Annotated in this window: 14 protein-coding genes and 1 riboswitch; of the genes, 11 read left to right on the top strand and 3 right to left on the bottom strand. The window is 37.1% G+C overall.

Going from position 1 to position 16,378, the window contains the following annotated elements:
- Positions 1-52: 52 nt before the first annotated feature.
- From MHB58_RS09735 to MHB58_RS09700, 8 genes are all read left to right on the top strand, one after another.
- Positions 53-724 (top strand): response regulator transcription factor, encoded by a 672-nt coding sequence (locus tag MHB58_RS09735; RefSeq protein WP_340735112.1) that lies wholly within the window; start codon positions 53-55, stop codon positions 722-724.
- 5 nt (positions 725-729) lie between these two features.
- Positions 730-2,124 (top strand): HAMP domain-containing sensor histidine kinase, encoded by a 1,395-nt coding sequence (locus MHB58_RS09730; RefSeq protein ID WP_014823824.1) that lies wholly within the window; start codon positions 730-732, stop codon positions 2,122-2,124.
- A gap of 315 nt (positions 2,125-2,439) precedes the next feature.
- On the top strand, positions 2,440-5,247 hold the full coding sequence (locus MHB58_RS09725) for a 2-oxoglutarate dehydrogenase E1 component (RefSeq protein ID WP_065215939.1): 2,808 nt from the start codon (positions 2,440-2,442) through the stop codon (positions 5,245-5,247).
- A gap of 93 nt (positions 5,248-5,340) precedes the next feature.
- A complete protein-coding gene (gene odhB / locus MHB58_RS09720) occupies positions 5,341-6,594 on the top strand; it encodes a 2-oxoglutarate dehydrogenase complex dihydrolipoyllysine-residue succinyltransferase (RefSeq protein ID WP_340735111.1) in 1,254 nt (417 codons plus the stop codon).
- A 144-nt stretch (positions 6,595-6,738) separates the two neighbouring features.
- A riboswitch (Lysine riboswitch) is annotated at positions 6,739-6,926 on the top strand.
- Positions 6,927-7,040: 114 nt separating this feature from the next.
- Positions 7,041-7,877, top strand: coding sequence for a transporter substrate-binding domain-containing protein (locus MHB58_RS09715; protein ID WP_008407259.1), 837 nt, complete (start codon positions 7,041-7,043; stop codon positions 7,875-7,877).
- Positions 7,878-8,001: 124 nt separating this feature from the next.
- Positions 8,002-8,748: an amino acid ABC transporter permease gene (locus MHB58_RS09710; protein WP_065215940.1), complete on the top strand. Its 747-nt coding sequence runs from the start codon at positions 8,002-8,004 to the stop codon at positions 8,746-8,748.
- A 1-nt stretch (position 8,749) separates the two neighbouring features.
- Positions 8,750-9,484 carry an amino acid ABC transporter ATP-binding protein gene (locus MHB58_RS09705; RefSeq protein WP_340735110.1) on the top strand — a complete coding sequence of 245 codons (735 nt, stop codon included), beginning with the start codon at positions 8,750-8,752 and terminating at the stop codon, positions 9,482-9,484.
- Positions 9,485-9,823: 339 nt separating this feature from the next.
- Positions 9,824-10,021, top strand: coding sequence for a DUF6501 family protein (locus tag MHB58_RS09700; RefSeq protein ID WP_008407253.1), 198 nt, complete (start codon positions 9,824-9,826; stop codon positions 10,019-10,021).
- 49 nt (positions 10,022-10,070) lie between these two features.
- Here the strand turns inward: MHB58_RS09700 and MHB58_RS09695 are convergent, their stop codons facing one another.
- Together MHB58_RS09695 and MHB58_RS09690 are read right to left on the bottom strand one after the other, a co-directional pair.
- Positions 10,071-11,183: a toxic anion resistance protein gene (locus tag MHB58_RS09695; protein ID WP_340735109.1), complete on the bottom strand. Its 1,113-nt coding sequence runs from the start codon at positions 11,181-11,183 to the stop codon at positions 10,071-10,073.
- A gap of 3 nt (positions 11,184-11,186) precedes the next feature.
- On the bottom strand, positions 11,187-11,834 hold the full coding sequence (locus MHB58_RS09690; protein ID WP_008407250.1) for a 5-bromo-4-chloroindolyl phosphate hydrolysis family protein: 648 nt from the start codon (positions 11,832-11,834) through the stop codon (positions 11,187-11,189).
- Between the two features lie 296 nt (positions 11,835-12,130).
- On the opposite strand from MHB58_RS09690, the gene MHB58_RS09685 reads away from it, so the two are divergent.
- The 3 genes from MHB58_RS09685 to MHB58_RS09675 all read left to right on the top strand — a co-directional run bounded on the left by MHB58_RS09685 (position 12,131) and on the right by MHB58_RS09675 (position 14,712).
- Complete coding sequence (locus tag MHB58_RS09685) at positions 12,131-12,421, top strand: DUF1033 family protein (RefSeq protein ID WP_008407249.1); 291 nt, start codon at positions 12,131-12,133, stop codon at positions 12,419-12,421.
- 214 nt (positions 12,422-12,635) lie between these two features.
- Positions 12,636-12,836: a cold-shock protein gene (locus MHB58_RS09680; RefSeq protein WP_008407248.1), complete on the top strand. Its 201-nt coding sequence runs from the start codon at positions 12,636-12,638 to the stop codon at positions 12,834-12,836.
- 211 nt (positions 12,837-13,047) lie between these two features.
- The gene (locus tag MHB58_RS09675) at positions 13,048-14,712 is read left to right on the top strand and encodes a hypothetical protein (RefSeq protein ID WP_340735898.1); all 1,665 of its coding nucleotides are present in this window, start codon (positions 13,048-13,050) and stop codon (positions 14,710-14,712) included.
- 48 nt (positions 14,713-14,760) lie between these two features.
- Here MHB58_RS09675 and MHB58_RS09670 read toward each other — a convergent pair whose 3' ends face one another.
- The gene (locus tag MHB58_RS09670; protein WP_340735108.1) at positions 14,761-16,365 is read right to left on the bottom strand and encodes an ABC-F family ATP-binding cassette domain-containing protein; all 1,605 of its coding nucleotides are present in this window, start codon (positions 16,363-16,365) and stop codon (positions 14,761-14,763) included.
- Positions 16,366-16,378 lie beyond the last annotated feature (13 nt).

Genomic DNA, 16,378 nt, shown 5'->3' with positions numbered 1-16,378 from the left:
ATACAAATGGTACACTAATTATGATATATATTGCTGATAGAGAGGGAAGCTGATGAAAAAGAAGATTTTAATAATCGAAGACGAAAAAAATATAGCACGTTTCCTTGAACTGGAGCTTAAGCACGAGCAATTTGAAACGGTTGTTGCATATGATGGGAGAACTGGTCTGGAATTGGCTGAAAGTGAACAATTCGACTGTATTTTGCTCGATGTAATGCTGCCGCAATTAAACGGGATTGAAGTATGTAGAAGAATACGTAAAACAAGCAATGTACCGATTCTCCTTATTACAGCACGAGATGAAGTAATGGACCGCGTTTCAGGATTGGATGCGGGAGCAGATGATTATGTCGTGAAGCCTTTTGCGATAGAAGAATTATTGGCACGGATCCGTTCAATCTTAAGGAGAGTGCAGCCTGCCCAAAAATCTAAACAACTCATTTTAAGGGAGTTGGAAATCGACGTCAATGCTTATGAAGTAATATTTGAAAACAATAAAATCGAACTTACAAGAAAAGAATTTGATTTATTGAAATTACTTGTGGAAAACAGAAACCTTGTATGTACACGGGAGCGTATTTTAGAAGAGGTTTGGGGATTTGATACTGAGGTAGAAACTAATGTAGTCGATGTATATATTCGCCATTTGCGTACAAAACTGCAAACAGAACATACTCCGTACATTGAAACTGTACGTGGGGTTGGCTATGTGATGCGCGGGTGAGGATGATGAAAAACAAACTTTTGAACCTTTCTTTAAAATCAAAGTGGATGCTTGCGGTAGGTGTAACGATCTTTGTAAGCTATGCCCTAATATCTGTCGTACTGTATATCGCTTTGCAAACCTGGCTTATTCATAATGAAGAGAAAAATGCATTGCGGACGGTCGATGATATGACAACCTATTTTGAATCGCAGGGCAACACTGTTACAGTACAGGCACTGCAGAATAACACGGCTTTGATGAAAGCCATTTTAAATCAGGAACAAACGGTACGCGTATTTAATCTGGATGGTATTGAAGTAATGCGAATTAATGATGCGGCACCGGCTGCACAGCTGCCACAAAATCAAAATTATTTTTCGACGATGATCGAAAAACAGACGATTGCAGGATCCGAAAGCTATGTCATCCACCGAGTCGTTCAAATCGGACAATTTCAAGGGATTATGCAATTAATTCATCCGTTGGCCGCATTTCAATCGATGATGAATTATATTTTGACGACGATTTTTATTATTGGTTTTGGTGCCATTTTATTTTCGGTTATGATCAGCTACTACTTGGCAAATATGTTAATGAAACCGCTTGTCCAGTTACGGGACGCAATGAGCTTTGTCAGAAAAAACGGTTTTACTGCACAGCCTAAATTTGATTATGCGGCAAAAGATGAGATTGGCGATTTACTTCATATGTACCGTACATTAATGAATGAACTTGAAATTTCATTTACAAAGCAACAGCAATTTGTTGCAGACGCCTCGCATGAACTGCGAACACCGATTCAAGTAATTGAAGGCCATTTATCATTAATCAAACGTTGGGGTAAAGATGAACCGGAAGTAATGGAAGAATCATTAAATACTTCTATTACTGAAATTGCACGTATGAGAAAAATGATTGAAGAACTGTTACAATTGGCACGCAGGGAGCAAGCGGATGAACATGCTTATGCTGATATAGAACAAGTATACGAACAAGTAAAAGAAGAATTATTGCAGCTGTATCCTGCCGCTGAATTTCACCTGACAGTTACTGGCGAAAAATCGGCAGCCTCCATTACTGAGCATGCCCTAGCGCAAATCTTTAGAAATATTTTGAGTAATAGTATACGATATAATAGCAATGTTCCGAATCTTAATGTGAATATCAATTATAATGATTCACAATCGTCAATCTTAGTTACGTTAGAAGACAATGGGATCGGTATCTCAGAACAGCATTTACCGCATATTTTCGACCGGTTTTACCGGGTGGATGCATCACGTACAAACAAAGTTGCAGGTACTGGACTTGGATTGAGTATTACAAAAATGCTTGCAGATAAATATGAAGTGGAAATTGATGTAGAAAGTAAATTGCAGAAAGGTACCTTTTTTTACCTAAAACTTCTTAAAAAATGAATAATTTTAGTCAATCTAATTACTATTTCAATAGTTCACGAAAAAAATTGCTTAATTTGATAAAAAGAGTTGTATTTTTTGTGAAGAGTAGTAAGATTGAGATGGAAAAAATGTTCTTCCGACGTTTATAAATGTGCTTTTAGTCCGTGTGGAAGAATGATAAAATATTATTTGCTTTGATTTGGTAGATAAAAAGAGAATACTTAATTTATCTACTTACAAAAGAAGGAAATTTTTGTATTGTAATATACAATATTATCCTTTTTTAAGTAAATTATTGGAACAGCCATAAGGCAAAATTTGGAGGTTATTTTCATGTCGAACAATGTATTACCTGCAGGTTCTCCATGGTCAGCGTTTTCTGGTCCTAACTTAGGTTATGTATTAGAGCAATATGACTTATTCCTGCAATCTCCTGAAGAAGTAGAACCGGAACTAGTAGAATTATTCCAAGCATACGGTGGTCCTGTATTTGCAGATGGTCAACAACCGGTTGCAACTGCAGCAGTAACAGGTACTGGAGACTACAAAAAAGTATTAGCAGCAGTTAAATTGGCAGAATCAATTCGTGAATACGGCCATTTAGCAGCAGATTTATACCCACTAAAAAATCGTCAATTAGACACTTCACGCATTGAAGAAAGCGTATTCAATTTAACAGCGGCTGATCTTCAAGCTATTCCTGCATCAGTATTTTTTGCAAATGTTCCTGCAGGTGTTACAAACGGTAAGGAAGCAATTGATTATTTAAAATCTGTATATACAGATAAAATAGGTGTAGAAGTTGCACATTTACAAAATCCGGAAGAACGTGCTTGGATCGAAGCTCAAGTTGAAGGCGGAGCGTTTAAAGCAACGTTATCACCTGAAGAAAAGAAAGCAGTTTTAGAGCGATTAACACGCATTGAAAACTTTGAAAAATTCATTCATAAAACATTTGTTGGTCAAAAACGTTTCTCTGGAGAAGGTTTAGACACACAAATCATCCTTTTAGATGAAATTATTAAATCATCTGAAACTAAAGGTGTAAAAAATGTTCGAATTGGTATGGCCCACCGTGGACGTTTAAACGTATTAACACACGTATTAAACAAACCATACGATATGATGTTCTCTGATTTCGCCCATGTTTCAAATGATCTATTCTTCCCTGAAGATGGTAAATTAGAAATTACAAAAGGCTGGACTGGAGACGTTAAATACCATATGGGTGCATCTTACACTCATGATTCTGGATTGAACGTTAAATTAGCCTATAACCCATCACACTTAGAAGTAGGGAACCCGCTTGTAATCGGTTCTGTTCGTGCAGCTCAAGATGATGTATCTTCAGCAGGAACAGCTAAACATGATCCATCAAATGCATTCGGTATCATTTTACATGGTGACGCGGCATTCGCTGGTCAAGGGATTGTAACAGAAGGATTCAACTTCTCTCAAACAGAAGGATTTACAACAGGTGGTACAGTTCAGATTATCGCGAACAACATGATCGGTTTCACGACTGAGTTACATGATTCACGTTCATCTATTTATTCATCTGACCCTGCAAAAGGCTATGATATTCCGGTTATTCATGTAAATGCTGACAGCCCTGAAACAGTGGCAGCTGTTGGTCGCTTTGTAGCGGAATACCGTGCCAAATTTAAAAAGGATATCGTTATCGATTTAATCGGTTACCGCCGTTACGGTCATAATGAAACGGATGATCCGACAGTAACAAACCCTGAAACATATAAATTAGTATCAAAACATGAACCGATTCGTGCATTGTATGGTGCTGAACTAGCAGAAGCCGGCATTTTATCTGCTGATGAAGTAAAAGCTATAGATACGGCTATTTATGCGGAAATGCAAGCTGCGTATGATCATGTTAAAGAAATGGCAGAAAAAGACGAGCATGTAACGCCTAATATGCCGGAAGAACTAAAAATCGAATTCCCTGAAATCGATACTAAAGTAGATGCTGAGCGTTTAGCTAAAGTAAATGAAGATTTACTTGTCTTTGCAGATGGTTTTGAGCCGCAAAACAAGTTAGGGAAAATTTTAGCAAAACGTCGTGATGCGTTTACTGAAGGTAAAATTGACTGGGGTCATGCTGAAACATTAGCATATGCAACAATTACGCAAGATGGCACACCGGTTCGTTTCACTGGTCAGGATGCACAGCGTGGTACGTTCTCTCAACGTCACTTAGTATTACATGATAAAAATAACGGTGCTGAATTTACACCATTACATCATATTGAAGGTGCAAAGGCTTCATTCACAGTTTACAACTCACCACTTACAGAAGCAGGAGTAGTAGGTTTTGAATATGGGTACAATTTAGAAAACCAGAATGTACTAACTGTATGGGAAGCACAATTCGGTGACTTTGCAAACATGGCGCAAGTAATGTTTGATAACTTCATCTCAAGTGCCCGCGCTAAATGGGGTCAAAAATCTGGATTCGTACTTCTTTTACCACATGGTTATGAAGGTCAAGGTCCAGAGCACTCATCAAGCCGTATGGAACGATTCCTGCAATTATCTGCAGAAAATAACTGGTTCGTAGCAAACTGTTCAAATGCAGGCAACTACTACCACTTATTACGCCGTCAAGCTGCTTTATTAGGTACAGAAGGTGTACGTCCATTAGTAGTGGTTTCTCCAAAATCACTTTTACGTCATCCACTTGCTGCAGCTACTGCTGAACAACTTGCAAATGGTCGCTTCCAGGAAGTAATCGAGCAAGAAGGTTTAGGCAAAAACACAGAAGCGGTTGAAAAAGTAGTACTTGGTACAGGTAAAGTAATGATCGATTTAGCAGAACGTGTGAAAGATGGCGAAGGGCTTGATCACTTACACATTATTCGTGTGGAACAAATTTACCCATTCCCTGCACAACAAGTGAAAGATATTATTGCTCGCTTCCCGAATGTTAAAGAAATCGTTTGGGTACAAGAAGAACCAAAAAACCAAGGTTCATGGACATATGTTCTTGAAACATTATATGATATCGCTGAAGGCAAAAAAGTACGCTATGTAGGACGTCCTGCAATGAGCTCTACTTCTGAAGGCGATGGCGATTCACATAAAGCAGCACAAGCTAAATTAGTGAACGAAGCACTTGAAAAGTAATAAATGATTTGTTTAAAAAGAGCTGCTTCTATTTAAAATAGAAGTGGCTTGCTATACAATGAATGTGTAGCGTAATTAAAGGAGGATATGAACGTGGCTGAAATTAAAGTCCCTGAATTAGCAGAATCAATTACTGAAGGAACAATTGCCCAATGGGTGAAAAAAGTTGGAGATCGCGTAGAAAAAGGCGAATTCATCGTTGAGTTAGAAACTGATAAAGTTAATGCTGAAATTATCTCTGAAGAAGCAGGCGTTTTAAAACAAATTTTAGCTGAAGAAGGCGATACTGTATTAGTTGGACAAGTAATCGCAGTAGTTGAAGCAGGCGAAGGCGCAGCACCAGCACCAGCTGCAAAAGAAGAAGCTCCAGCAGCAGCTCCAGCAAAAGAAGAAGCTCCTAAAGCAGCAGCACCAGCACCAGTTGCAGTTGAAGAAACTTCAGGTGAGCGTGTAATCGCTTCACCAGCAGCACGTAAATTAGCTCGTGAAAAAGGTATCGACTTAGCAGCAATTTCACCAGTTGATCCACAAGGTCGTGTACGTGTTCAAGACGTTGCAGCACATGGTACAGCTCCTGCGACTCCAGCAGCAGCTCCAGCTCCAGCAGCAGGCAATGGTCCAATGATCTTTACACCAGCAGCTGATACAGACCGTGTAACAGTTGAAAAAATGAGCCGTCGTCGTCAAACAATTGCAAAACGTTTATTAGAAGTTAAACAATCAACTGCAATGTTAACTACTTTCAATGAAATTGATATGACGAACATTATGGCATTACGTAAGCGTAAACAAGATGAGTTCGTGAAAGCTAACGATATTAAATTAGGCTTCATGTCATTCTTCACAAAAGCTGTAGTAGCAGCATTAAAGAAATATCCATATGTAAATGCACAAATTAACGGTGATGAAATTCACTTAAACAACTTCTTCGATATCGGTATTGCTGTATCAACAGAAGAAGGTTTAGTAGTACCAGTAGTTCGTGATGCAAATGCGAAAAACTTTGCTGAAATCGAGAAAAACATTGCGGAATTAGCTGGTAAAGCACGCGACAAAAAATTAGGCTTAAACGACATGGCTGGCGGATCATTCACAATCACTAACGGTGGTGTATTCGGTTCATTAATGTCTACACCGATCATGAACGGTACTCAAGCTGGTATTTTAGGTATGCACTCAATCGTAAACCGTCCAGTAGCTGTTAATGGTGAAGTTCAAATTCGTCCAATGATGTATGTAGCATTATCTTATGACCACCGTATCATCGATGGTAAAGATTCTGTTGGCTTCTTAAAAACAGTTAAAGAAATGATCGAAAATCCAGAAGATTTATTATTAAATTCTTAATAGTATCTTATATGCTAATGCGCAATATGTTATATATTGCGCATTAGCTTTTTTTACAGATAACTTTCAGAAAAATGATTGTTGACGGAAATGTCGCAATAATGTAATATAAACATATCAATTTCATATCAAAACCTCACATTCTCGTGAGGTAGAGGCGCGATACTTAACAGTTTTATATGGAGCCATGAGCTGGCTGTGAAATATAAGAGAAGGAAATATCGCCGAAGTGTTGTAAATGCTCAATTTTACAATGCTGGGTCTGCAGTGAACAATTGCAGAACTGTCTCAATCATCTATATCCCTGATGGTTGAGTTGTGCTATCTCAAAATGGGAACTGTAGAGGATTCGGGCTAATTATAATTTAAACGACCTAAAGTTCTTCTTTTAGGTCGTTTTTTGTATATGTGAACCCCGAAATTTAACAAAAAAGGAGAGATTTTCTATGAAAAAAAGACTATTAATTTTATTGACTGCCATGACAATGCTATTATTAGCAGCGTGTGGTTCAAGCGATGAAGGTACTACAAGCGGTTCTGATTCAGACAAGAAAGTTATTAAAATTGGTATGGAAGCGGCGTATGCCCCTTTTAACTGGTCACAAAAAGATGATGCTAATGGCGGAGTTCAAATTGCAAGTTCAAAGGAATTTGCAGCAGGCTATGATGTGGAAATTGCGAAAAAAATTGCAGAAGGTCTGGACATGGAATTACAAATTGTTAAAACAGACTGGGATGGCTTAATTCCATCATTACAATCAGGTGCCATTGATCTGGTAATTGCAGGTATGTCACCAATGCCTGAACGTAAGGAAGTGATTGATTTCACAGAGAACTATTACACAAGTGACTATGTCATTGTTGTAAAAGAAGACGGTCCATATGCAAATGCAACTTCGTTACCTGACTTTGCAGGTGCAAAAATTACAGGTCAGCAATCGACAACACATTATGATGTAATCGACCAAATCGAAGGTGTTCAAAAACAAGTAGCGGCAACTGATTTTGGTGCAATGCGAGTGCAATTACAGTCAGGTGCGATTGATGGATATGTTTCAGAACGTCCAGAAGGTATCTCTGCTGAAATGGCACTGAATAATATTAAATACATCGTACCTGAGCCAAACTTCGAAGCAGACGAAGCGTCAACAGCTGTAGCAGTAGGTTTGAAAAAGGGATCAGATTTACGTGAACAAATTAACAAAGTTTTAGCTGAAATTTCGGAAGAAGAGCGTCAACAACTAATGGAAGACGCAATTGCAAATCAACCAGCAGCACAATAATCGTGTCGCATTAACAGTTTTGATGAGGTTGTCTTGCCGGCAAACGGAAGACAACCTTTTTCTATTAAAATTATGGTTTCATACATAAATAGTAGAAACAAAGAAAGAAATGGAGGACAAGGCGATGGCATTTTTAGAATCATCATGGAACTTGTTTACGAACAACTGGGATTTATTCGTACGTGGTGCTTGGACTGCACTTCTATTGGCAATTATCGGGACAATTTGCGGAACTCTGATTGGATTTTTTATCGGGATTATGCATACGATTCCACAACGTAAAAAGAATGTAAAATCAATAGTTTTAAAAGTACTTAATTTCATATTAACGTCATATGTGGAAATTTTCAGGGGAACGCCAATGATGGTTCAAGCGATGGTGGTGTTTTATGGCCTCGTATACTTAGGCATTGATATTGACCGCTTTTTAGCAGCTTCTGTTGTTATTAGTTTAAATACGGGAGCATATATGGCTGAATATGTACGTGGCGGTATTGTTTCGATTGATAAAGGGCAATTTGAGGCAGCACAGGCGATTGGCATGAATCACCTGCAAACAATGATTCATATTGTCCTGCCGCAAGTCGCACGAAATATTTTACCTGCAACAGGGAATCAGTTCGTAATGAACATTAAAGATTCTTCAGTATTAAGTGTTATTTCGGTTGTGGAACTATTCTTTACGGCAAACTCGATTGCAGGCAGTAACTATAAATATATCGAAGCGTTCTTTATCGCAACGATTTTGTACTTTATTATGACATTTACTGTAACTCGTTTCTTACTATTATTCGAGAAGAAAATGGACGGACCTTCTTCATATAAAGTGGAGCTTATTACCGGCAACAAGCTAGAAAAGGATGGTGAATAAAATGACAGTTGTAATAGATATTAACCATTTAAATAAAAAATTCGGCGATCATGAAGTATTGAAAGATGTGAATTTCCAGGTAAACAAAGGGGAAGTTGTAACTTTAATCGGTTCTTCTGGTTCTGGGAAATCAACACTGTTACGCTGCATTAATCTACTCGAAACACCAACAGCAGGTGAAATTATCTATAACGGGGAAAATATTTTAAATGACGGTCATCAAATTGAAAAGTACCGTACACATTTAGGGATGGTATTTCAGCAGTTCAATTTATTCAATAATTTGGATGTACTAAATAACTGTATTGTTGGCCAAATGAAAGTGTTGAAGCGTCCAAAAGAGGAAGCAGAAAAAAATGCGATGAGATATTTGGAGCTTGTCGGTATGAGTGCCTATAAAAATGCGAAACCGAAACATTTATCCGGTGGACAGAAACAACGTGTCGCAATCGCCCGTGCATTAGCAATGGATCCCGATGTAATGCTGTTTGATGAACCGACATCAGCGCTTGACCCTGAAATGGTAGGGGAAGTATTAAAGGTAATGCGCCACCTGGCAGACCAAGGAAATACAATGCTGATCGTTACACATGAAATGGAGTTTGCCAAGGAAGTATCTGACCGCATTGTCTTCATGGATAAAGGGGTTATCGTAGAGGAAGGCCCTCCGGAACAGTTGCTTGTTAACCCAAAACACGACCGGACAAAAGAGTTTTTGAAACGAACATTACGGTAATAGTAAAAAGCTCGCAGTCAAATGCGAGCTTATTTTCGTGAGTTCCATTCGCTTATTAAAATAAATACAATTGCAAAAGCAATTACAATTGCGAAAAACCACATTGGAATACTACCAAAAGCCATAAATTCCACCTCTGTTTGAAAGTTTAACATGGAATAGTAGTTCTATCAAATACCGGAAACAGCGATAAATTAAATCAATTTTTAATGTGTTCGGTGCCTATGTATTTATATAACAAACAAGAAAAGTTGATTTTTACTACAACGCGCTTTCCACTGGCAGGAAAATCATATAAAATAGGAGAGTATCGATATTAGTTAAAAGTGAGGGAACAACATGCTACATTTAAAATGGAAAGATGCACCGACAATACGCACAGTAAAGTGTGTACATACAGACGCATCAAAATATTTAGTATCAAACGTATTAACAGTAGGTAAAGAATATGAAGTGAAAAACGAAACAGAAGAATTCATTTTTGTAATCGACAACACGGGTGAAGTTGGCGGATTTTACAAAGACTACTTCGCTTAAAAATAAAAAGGGAGTGAGAAAAGTCATAATGGCTTTTCACACTCCTTTTTTATTTCTGTTCTAATATTGTATGCTCGATTTCATGGCGCTTTTCGTCTGTCTCTACATGAACACGTAATGTATCTTCAATATCGTGCAATAATTGCATCTGGGTCTGTTTAAACCGGTCAATATCACTATGGGATAATGCAGGGCGATTCGACGCTTTTTTGGACAGTTCCAGCATTTTACCGTTTTTACGCATCAATTGTTCTGAAGCATCCATTAGCCGTTCCTGAGACCGTATTGCACGACGCTGATTGTTCATATTTAATAACATCGCAATTTGGGACTGCCATAAAGGGATAGTCGTCATAATCGAACTTTGAATTTTTTCGATTAACATTTGATTCGTCTGCTGAATCATTCGAATTTGCGGTGCATATTGAATTGCCACTTCCCGCGATAGTTCCAGATCATACATACGGCGGTCAATCCACTCGATTTGCATTTCAATGTCTTTCAATTCATGCTGTTTAAAAGGATTTTGTCCTTCTACAATTTCTTTTTGCATTGAAGGTAGGACAACATCCCGCATATGCTGTTTTTTTATTTCCAATGTTGCGATATAAACATTAATTTCCTGGAAATAGTCTTCATTTATTGCATATAGTTTATTTAAAAACTGGTAATCGTTTAATAACGCATTTTGGTTATATTCCAATTGGATGCTCAAGCGGTCGATGCGTTTACTCAATTTGTTGTAATGGGTCATAATCTCTTGAATAGACTGAGTCGGTCGGCTGAAGAGTTTTGCAAAGAACCCTTTTTCCTGTTCGATTAATGCATCCGGGTCAATCATTTCTAAATGCTGCATTAAATCGGATAATACTTCACCGACTTTCCGGACATCTTTGCGCTGAATATACTGCAGCATCTGTGTTGTAAATTTTTTCAATGCTTCTTGTGCTGGTAAACCAAATGAAAGAACCGTTTCGTAATTTTTCGGCTCTAAATTTTGGGCTAATTGCAGTGCCCGTTGTTTCATATCATTAGATAATGATGCGAAAAGCGGTGAGGCTGCATTGTTTGCAACGTTCACCGCAAATTGTTCTTTACTTACTTGCAAGTCAACATTTTCACTTGCTGTAAAGGCATCAAATGGATTATTTGTCATATTCATTTGTTACTCACCGCCGATTTTTAATCGATCTTTACGCTTTTCATTCGACAATTTAGCAAAGTCGAGTTCAATTTTTAAGTTTTCGATATCCGAAGATAAGGCACTTTTTAAATCCGATTCCATTGTAATTTGAAGATCTTTCAGCGTTCTGCGTGTATCTTCCAATGCTAAATGTACATCCGTACCAGGTACTTGTTCCTTTGTCAGTAACGTGTATTTATCAGACAGCTGTACGGCTGAAGGTAGATGTGCATAGAAGAAATCTTCCACTGCATAAAACTTTTGAGGGTTTGTTTGCACAATATTGATAATACGTTTTGCTAGTTTGGACATTTCATTTATTTGCTTAAAAGCACGTACCGAACGCACTCTGACATATTGCTGATTTAATGCCTGAATATGTGAACGGGCCTGTTTTAATTGTGCTTCGATTAAATTGTATTCCGATTTAGAAAGCCCAATTTTTTTACTTTGTGTTGTTTTCTGAATAGCGTATGTTATTTTATTACTGATGAAATATGCTGCTGCTCCAAGAGGTAATGCCAGCATCGTTGTTATGCCGGTAAAATTAACAAACGTTAGTGTGGCAGCTGTCGAAAAAACCAATACATTAATTAGATGGCGTGTTAGAAAATTTATAGGACCAAGCATTGTCATACCTCCTTTACTCGATACTATTGATACGTATGAAACGTAAAAAAGTTTCACTGTTTCTTACAATATCGCAGAAATATTAGCGGAATTATTATTTTAAGCCACATATATTACCTGAACTTATTATGGCGGCTTTTTATTAATCGTAACAAGTTTTGGCTCTATTAAAAAGTAAAAAGATTTGAAAAGCGGAACAAATATTATCATTTCCAATCTTCCCCTAATTATAATGAGCATTATTAGACAATGCGGGTAATTGTGTATAAAATATAGAGAAAGAAAGGATAATGTATATGTATAAAATTATTTATATGAAGGCAGATTATGAGCCTTGGTGGCAATTTGACGGTTGGGAAGAGTATATTGTATCAACGAAACAATTTGATACAGAGCAGCAATTCCAAATGGCATTGAATCATTTGCTTGCTCAGTTTCGTAACAAATATGAGTTTGAAGCACATAAAAATGAACGATTTTATGCATTTTGGTCAGAGGATGAATGTGAATTTTGTGAAGCCTGTGATGATGATGCCCAAATATATCATGGCATTATTGTACTAACGCCAGAAGCGATTACACGATAACTACATTAAATTGAAAATTTGCTTAATTTGCCAAATGGTAATTGACAGTCATTATTATGATATATATACTATATTTAACAATTGAAAGATGACCGAATACAATGGCTTCACATATTACAAACAGTAATCGAGTTAGTTGATCGGTACTCTTGTAATATGTGTTTTTTTATTTGGTTTTTTAATTGTTAACTTTTATTTTTGGAGGTATTTATTGATGAAACAAGGTACAGTAAAATGGTTTAACTCAGAAAAAGGTTTTGGCTTCATTGAATTAGAAGGGGAAGACGATGTATTCGTGCACTTCTCTGCAATTCAAGGTGAAGGTTTCAAAACATTGGAAGAAGGACAAAAAGTTGAGTTCGAAGTTGTTGATGGCAACCGTGGACCACAAGCATCGAATGTAATCAAACTATAATAGTACAAATTCCGAAGCTGCGTATCAATTTACGCAGCTTTTTCTTTATTATTACATATATTTACATATAATGATATAATTTAGGTAATATATAAGGAAGGTTGCGATACCAATACGAAAAGTACATACTTCAATTACGAATAAAAACAGGACATTAAAATGGGGAATCATTATTATTTTAGTATTGGCTGGTTTGTTTTCTTTGTTATATGTGCAGAAACAAAATAAGGAATACGATGAACAAGTGAACGCATTTGCAGATAGTCAAAATAACTTCAGACGGATAAGCGATACGTATTTAAAAATTAGTCAGTATGAGCTTTTCTACCGAGACGAGAATATACGTTCAAAAGAAGCTGTAAAATCTTCTGCATTAAATGAAGCGATATCTAAATATGCACTTATCGATTTTTTACAGCAGCAAAATATTACATTAAGTGCTGAAAAGCGTCAATTCCAGCGGGAAACTTTAGATAAGCAGCTTACATATGATTTACAGGATCCAATATTAAAGAGCTATTTTGAAAAGATGTTCCAAGATCTTCAAATTAGTAAACAGGAATATATAGAGGAATATTTACTCGTTAATAACGAATATGCTTCTTTAAGTGTTGATATGGAACTGGACCAACTTAGCTATCCAACTGAAGATCAGGAGAAGATTTATAAAGAAAAGATGGGTATAACCTTTGATTACCAGGAATATTTAGCAGAAAGTGAATTCATTCATATCGAGCCTTCCAGTAAGGATATCGATTTGCCTTTTACAGTTGAGCGGAATTTATTTAAGTTTGCTAAAAATCAGGATGGGGAAATTATTCTTGCTTCAAAAGAGTTTAATACGATGATGATTACAGATGAACAGAGCCATATAATTCACGAAGTTGGAGAAAGGAATAATCTCAAGGAGTTGGCGCGGTATAATTTCAAACATTATGAAAATGCGTTACAGCAAGAAGCGGCATCGGGAAATGAAAATGCGCCGGTTGCGGATGAGTTACTGGAATTATTTAAAGTAGTGGAGCGGAGTATAGACATGGATCTTGGTGAAGTGGTAAATTATCAGTTCAGCAAAATCCCTTCATACAACGTCAGCAAATTGCGGAAGCATCAAGACATTACTTTACAGCTGGTTGAGCATGAATATTATTACCGTGCAGAAGACATTCCTAATAAATCCTATGCTTACCGAATTGCAAATGAAGAAGTAGGTGCGATGTATGGTTTATTTAATTACTTGAAGCAGGATTTCGAATCCGAAATAGATGAAGCAGCACGTTCAAATGCGCGAATAAAGCTTGAAAAGACGCTAATTGAGCAAATGGAAAATCCTTATTTTAAAAAGTATATGGATGATTTATTGAAGACATTTGATATTCCATTATCTACATATATAGATGATTACTTATTAGTGATGGAGGAATATAAACTCTTGTTGCAGCTAATGAGAGAGCAAAATTTAGGTCTTGACCATAATGGCCGGTACAACAAAGGCTGGATCGAAGCGCGCTACAGAATGGCTGCAGATTTTACATGGGAAGATAAATTTGAGAAAATGTGGTCGATGGATGATGAGGAAATTGTGGAGCCACTTGAGCCACAGCCTGATTTATCATTTTCTTTACCGGAATATGCACCTCAAATAGGTATAAATAAAAAAGGGCAATATGCTTTTACTAATAGTTCCAAACTTTATTTGTCTGATGAACAGCAAATAGTATTTGATTTGCTTGTCAAAACGTTTGATTTACCGGTTCTTTCCCGTTATTCGATTACACAATATATTGACAAACTGGATCAATTAAAGGCTGATGAAACAAAGAAAAAACAATTGCATGACATACTCGATATTTACAAAAATACGATTATCGAATAAATAAAAAGAAGGAGTGCAGAATAACTGCCTCCTTCTCTTTTTCGTTCATTAGCTTAAGCCTTGTGCATCTTTCCACTCTAGATACTCATCATATGTTAATGGTTTATCTAAAATAGAACCGTCTTCACGGATTTCGATTACGCGGTTTGCAATTGTTTGAATGAACTGGTGGTCATGTGATGTAAAGATCATCGCACCTTTAAAGCGGATTAAGCCTTCATTCAATGCTTGAATTGATTCAAGATCCAAGTGGTTTGTTGGCTCATCTAATAATAATACATTCGAGTTTGAAAGCATCATTTTTGAAAGCATACAGCGAACTTTCTCTCCACCTGAAAGTACAGCAGGAGATTTCTTCACTTCTTCACCAGAGAATAGCATACGGCCTAAGAAACCACGTAAGAACGATTCAGTTTCATCTTCCGGAGAATAAGGGCGTAACCATTCAACTAATGACTTTTCGTTACCGCCAAAGTATTGGTCATGATCCATTTCGAAGTAGCTTTGAGATGTTGTGACACCCCATTTATACGTACCGGCATCTGCTTGTTTACGACCCATTAAAATATCCATAAATGCAGATTTTGCATTTGGTGAACCTAAAAGGATAATTTTATCTTCTTTGTTCATTGAGAAGCGGATGTCTTTGAATAATGTTTCGCCATCTTGTGAAGCTGTTAATCCATCAACTGTTAATACGTCATTCCCGATTTCACGACCAGTTTGGAAGTTGATGAACGGGTACTTACGGCTTGAAGGACGGATGTCATCCAGCTCAATCTTATCAAGCATTTTTTTACGAGATGTTGCTTGAGAAGATTTCGATGCGTTTGCAGAGAATCGTGCAACGAATTCTTTTAATTCTTTAATTTTCTCTTCTTTTTTCTTGTTTTGGTCTGCCATCATTTTTTGCGCTAATTGACTTGACTCATACCAGAAATCGTAGTTACCAACATAAAGCTGAATTTTACCAAAGTCTAAGTCTGCGATATGTGTACATACTTTATTTAAGAAGTGACGGTCATGGGATACAACGATTACTGTGTTTTCAAAGTTAATTAAAAACTCTTCCAGCCATTTAATCGCTTTTAAGTCCAAGTGGTTCGTAGGCTCATCCAGTAGTAAAACGTCCGGCTTACCGAATAACGCTTGTGCTAGTAAAACTTTTACTTTGTCAGAACCTTCTAAGTCAGCCATCATCATGTAGTGCATATCGTCACCGATACCTAGACCATTTAAAAGAGTGGCAGCATCAGATTCTGCTTCCCAGCCGTTCATGTCGGCAAATTCGCCTTCAAGTTCAGCAGCACGCATACCATCTTCGTCTGTCATTTCCGGTTTCATGTAGATTGCGTCTTTTTCAGCTTTTACTTCCCAAAGACGTTTGTTACCCATTACAACCGTATCCAATACGTTGAATTCATCGTATTCGAAATGGTTTTGCTTTAAAACTGAAAGACGTTCATCTTTACCCATTGATACGTGGCCTTCTTGTGCCTCGATATCACCTGATAAAATTTTTAAGAATGTCGATTTACCAGCACCGTTTGCTCCAATTAGACCATAACAGTTCCCTGGTGTGAATTTAATGTTTACATCGTCAAATAATTTACGGTCACCATAACGTAGACCTACACCTGATACTTGAATCATGCAAGTACCTCCT

The sequence above is a fragment of the Solibacillus sp. FSL K6-1554 genome (assembly GCF_038005185.1).
Taxonomy (GTDB): Bacteria; Bacillota; Bacilli; order Bacillales_A; family Planococcaceae; genus Solibacillus; species Solibacillus silvestris.
This window is presented reverse-complemented; position numbering and strand designations above follow the sequence as displayed.

What these genes read in the sequence shown, in the direction of transcription:
- MHB58_RS09725 (WP_065215939.1), top strand. Translation starts at nt 2,440, where the DNA reads ATGTCGAACAATGTATTACCTGCAGGTTCTCCATGGTCAGCGTTTTCT.
- MHB58_RS09695 (WP_340735109.1), bottom strand. Translation starts at nt 11,183, where the DNA reads ATGAATATGACAAATAATCCATTTGATGCCTTTACAGCAAGTGAAAAT.
- MHB58_RS09735 (WP_340735112.1), top strand. Translation starts at nt 53, where the DNA reads ATGAAAAAGAAGATTTTAATAATCGAAGACGAAAAAAATATAGCACGT.
- MHB58_RS09680 (WP_008407248.1), top strand. Translation starts at nt 12,636, where the DNA reads ATGAAACAAGGTACAGTAAAATGGTTTAACTCAGAAAAAGGTTTTGGC.
- MHB58_RS09730 (WP_014823824.1), top strand. Translation starts at nt 730, where the DNA reads ATGAAAAACAAACTTTTGAACCTTTCTTTAAAATCAAAGTGGATGCTT.
- MHB58_RS09670 (WP_340735108.1), bottom strand. Translation starts at nt 16,365, where the DNA reads ATGATTCAAGTATCAGGTGTAGGTCTACGTTATGGTGACCGTAAATTA.
- MHB58_RS09705 (WP_340735110.1), top strand. Translation starts at nt 8,750, where the DNA reads ATGACAGTTGTAATAGATATTAACCATTTAAATAAAAAATTCGGCGAT.
- MHB58_RS09700 (WP_008407253.1), top strand. Translation starts at nt 9,824, where the DNA reads ATGCTACATTTAAAATGGAAAGATGCACCGACAATACGCACAGTAAAG.
- MHB58_RS09685 (WP_008407249.1), top strand. Translation starts at nt 12,131, where the DNA reads ATGTATAAAATTATTTATATGAAGGCAGATTATGAGCCTTGGTGGCAA.
- MHB58_RS09710 (WP_065215940.1), top strand. Translation starts at nt 8,002, where the DNA reads ATGGCATTTTTAGAATCATCATGGAACTTGTTTACGAACAACTGGGAT.
- MHB58_RS09715 (WP_008407259.1), top strand. Translation starts at nt 7,041, where the DNA reads ATGAAAAAAAGACTATTAATTTTATTGACTGCCATGACAATGCTATTA.
- MHB58_RS09690 (WP_008407250.1), bottom strand. Translation starts at nt 11,834, where the DNA reads ATGCTTGGTCCTATAAATTTTCTAACACGCCATCTAATTAATGTATTG.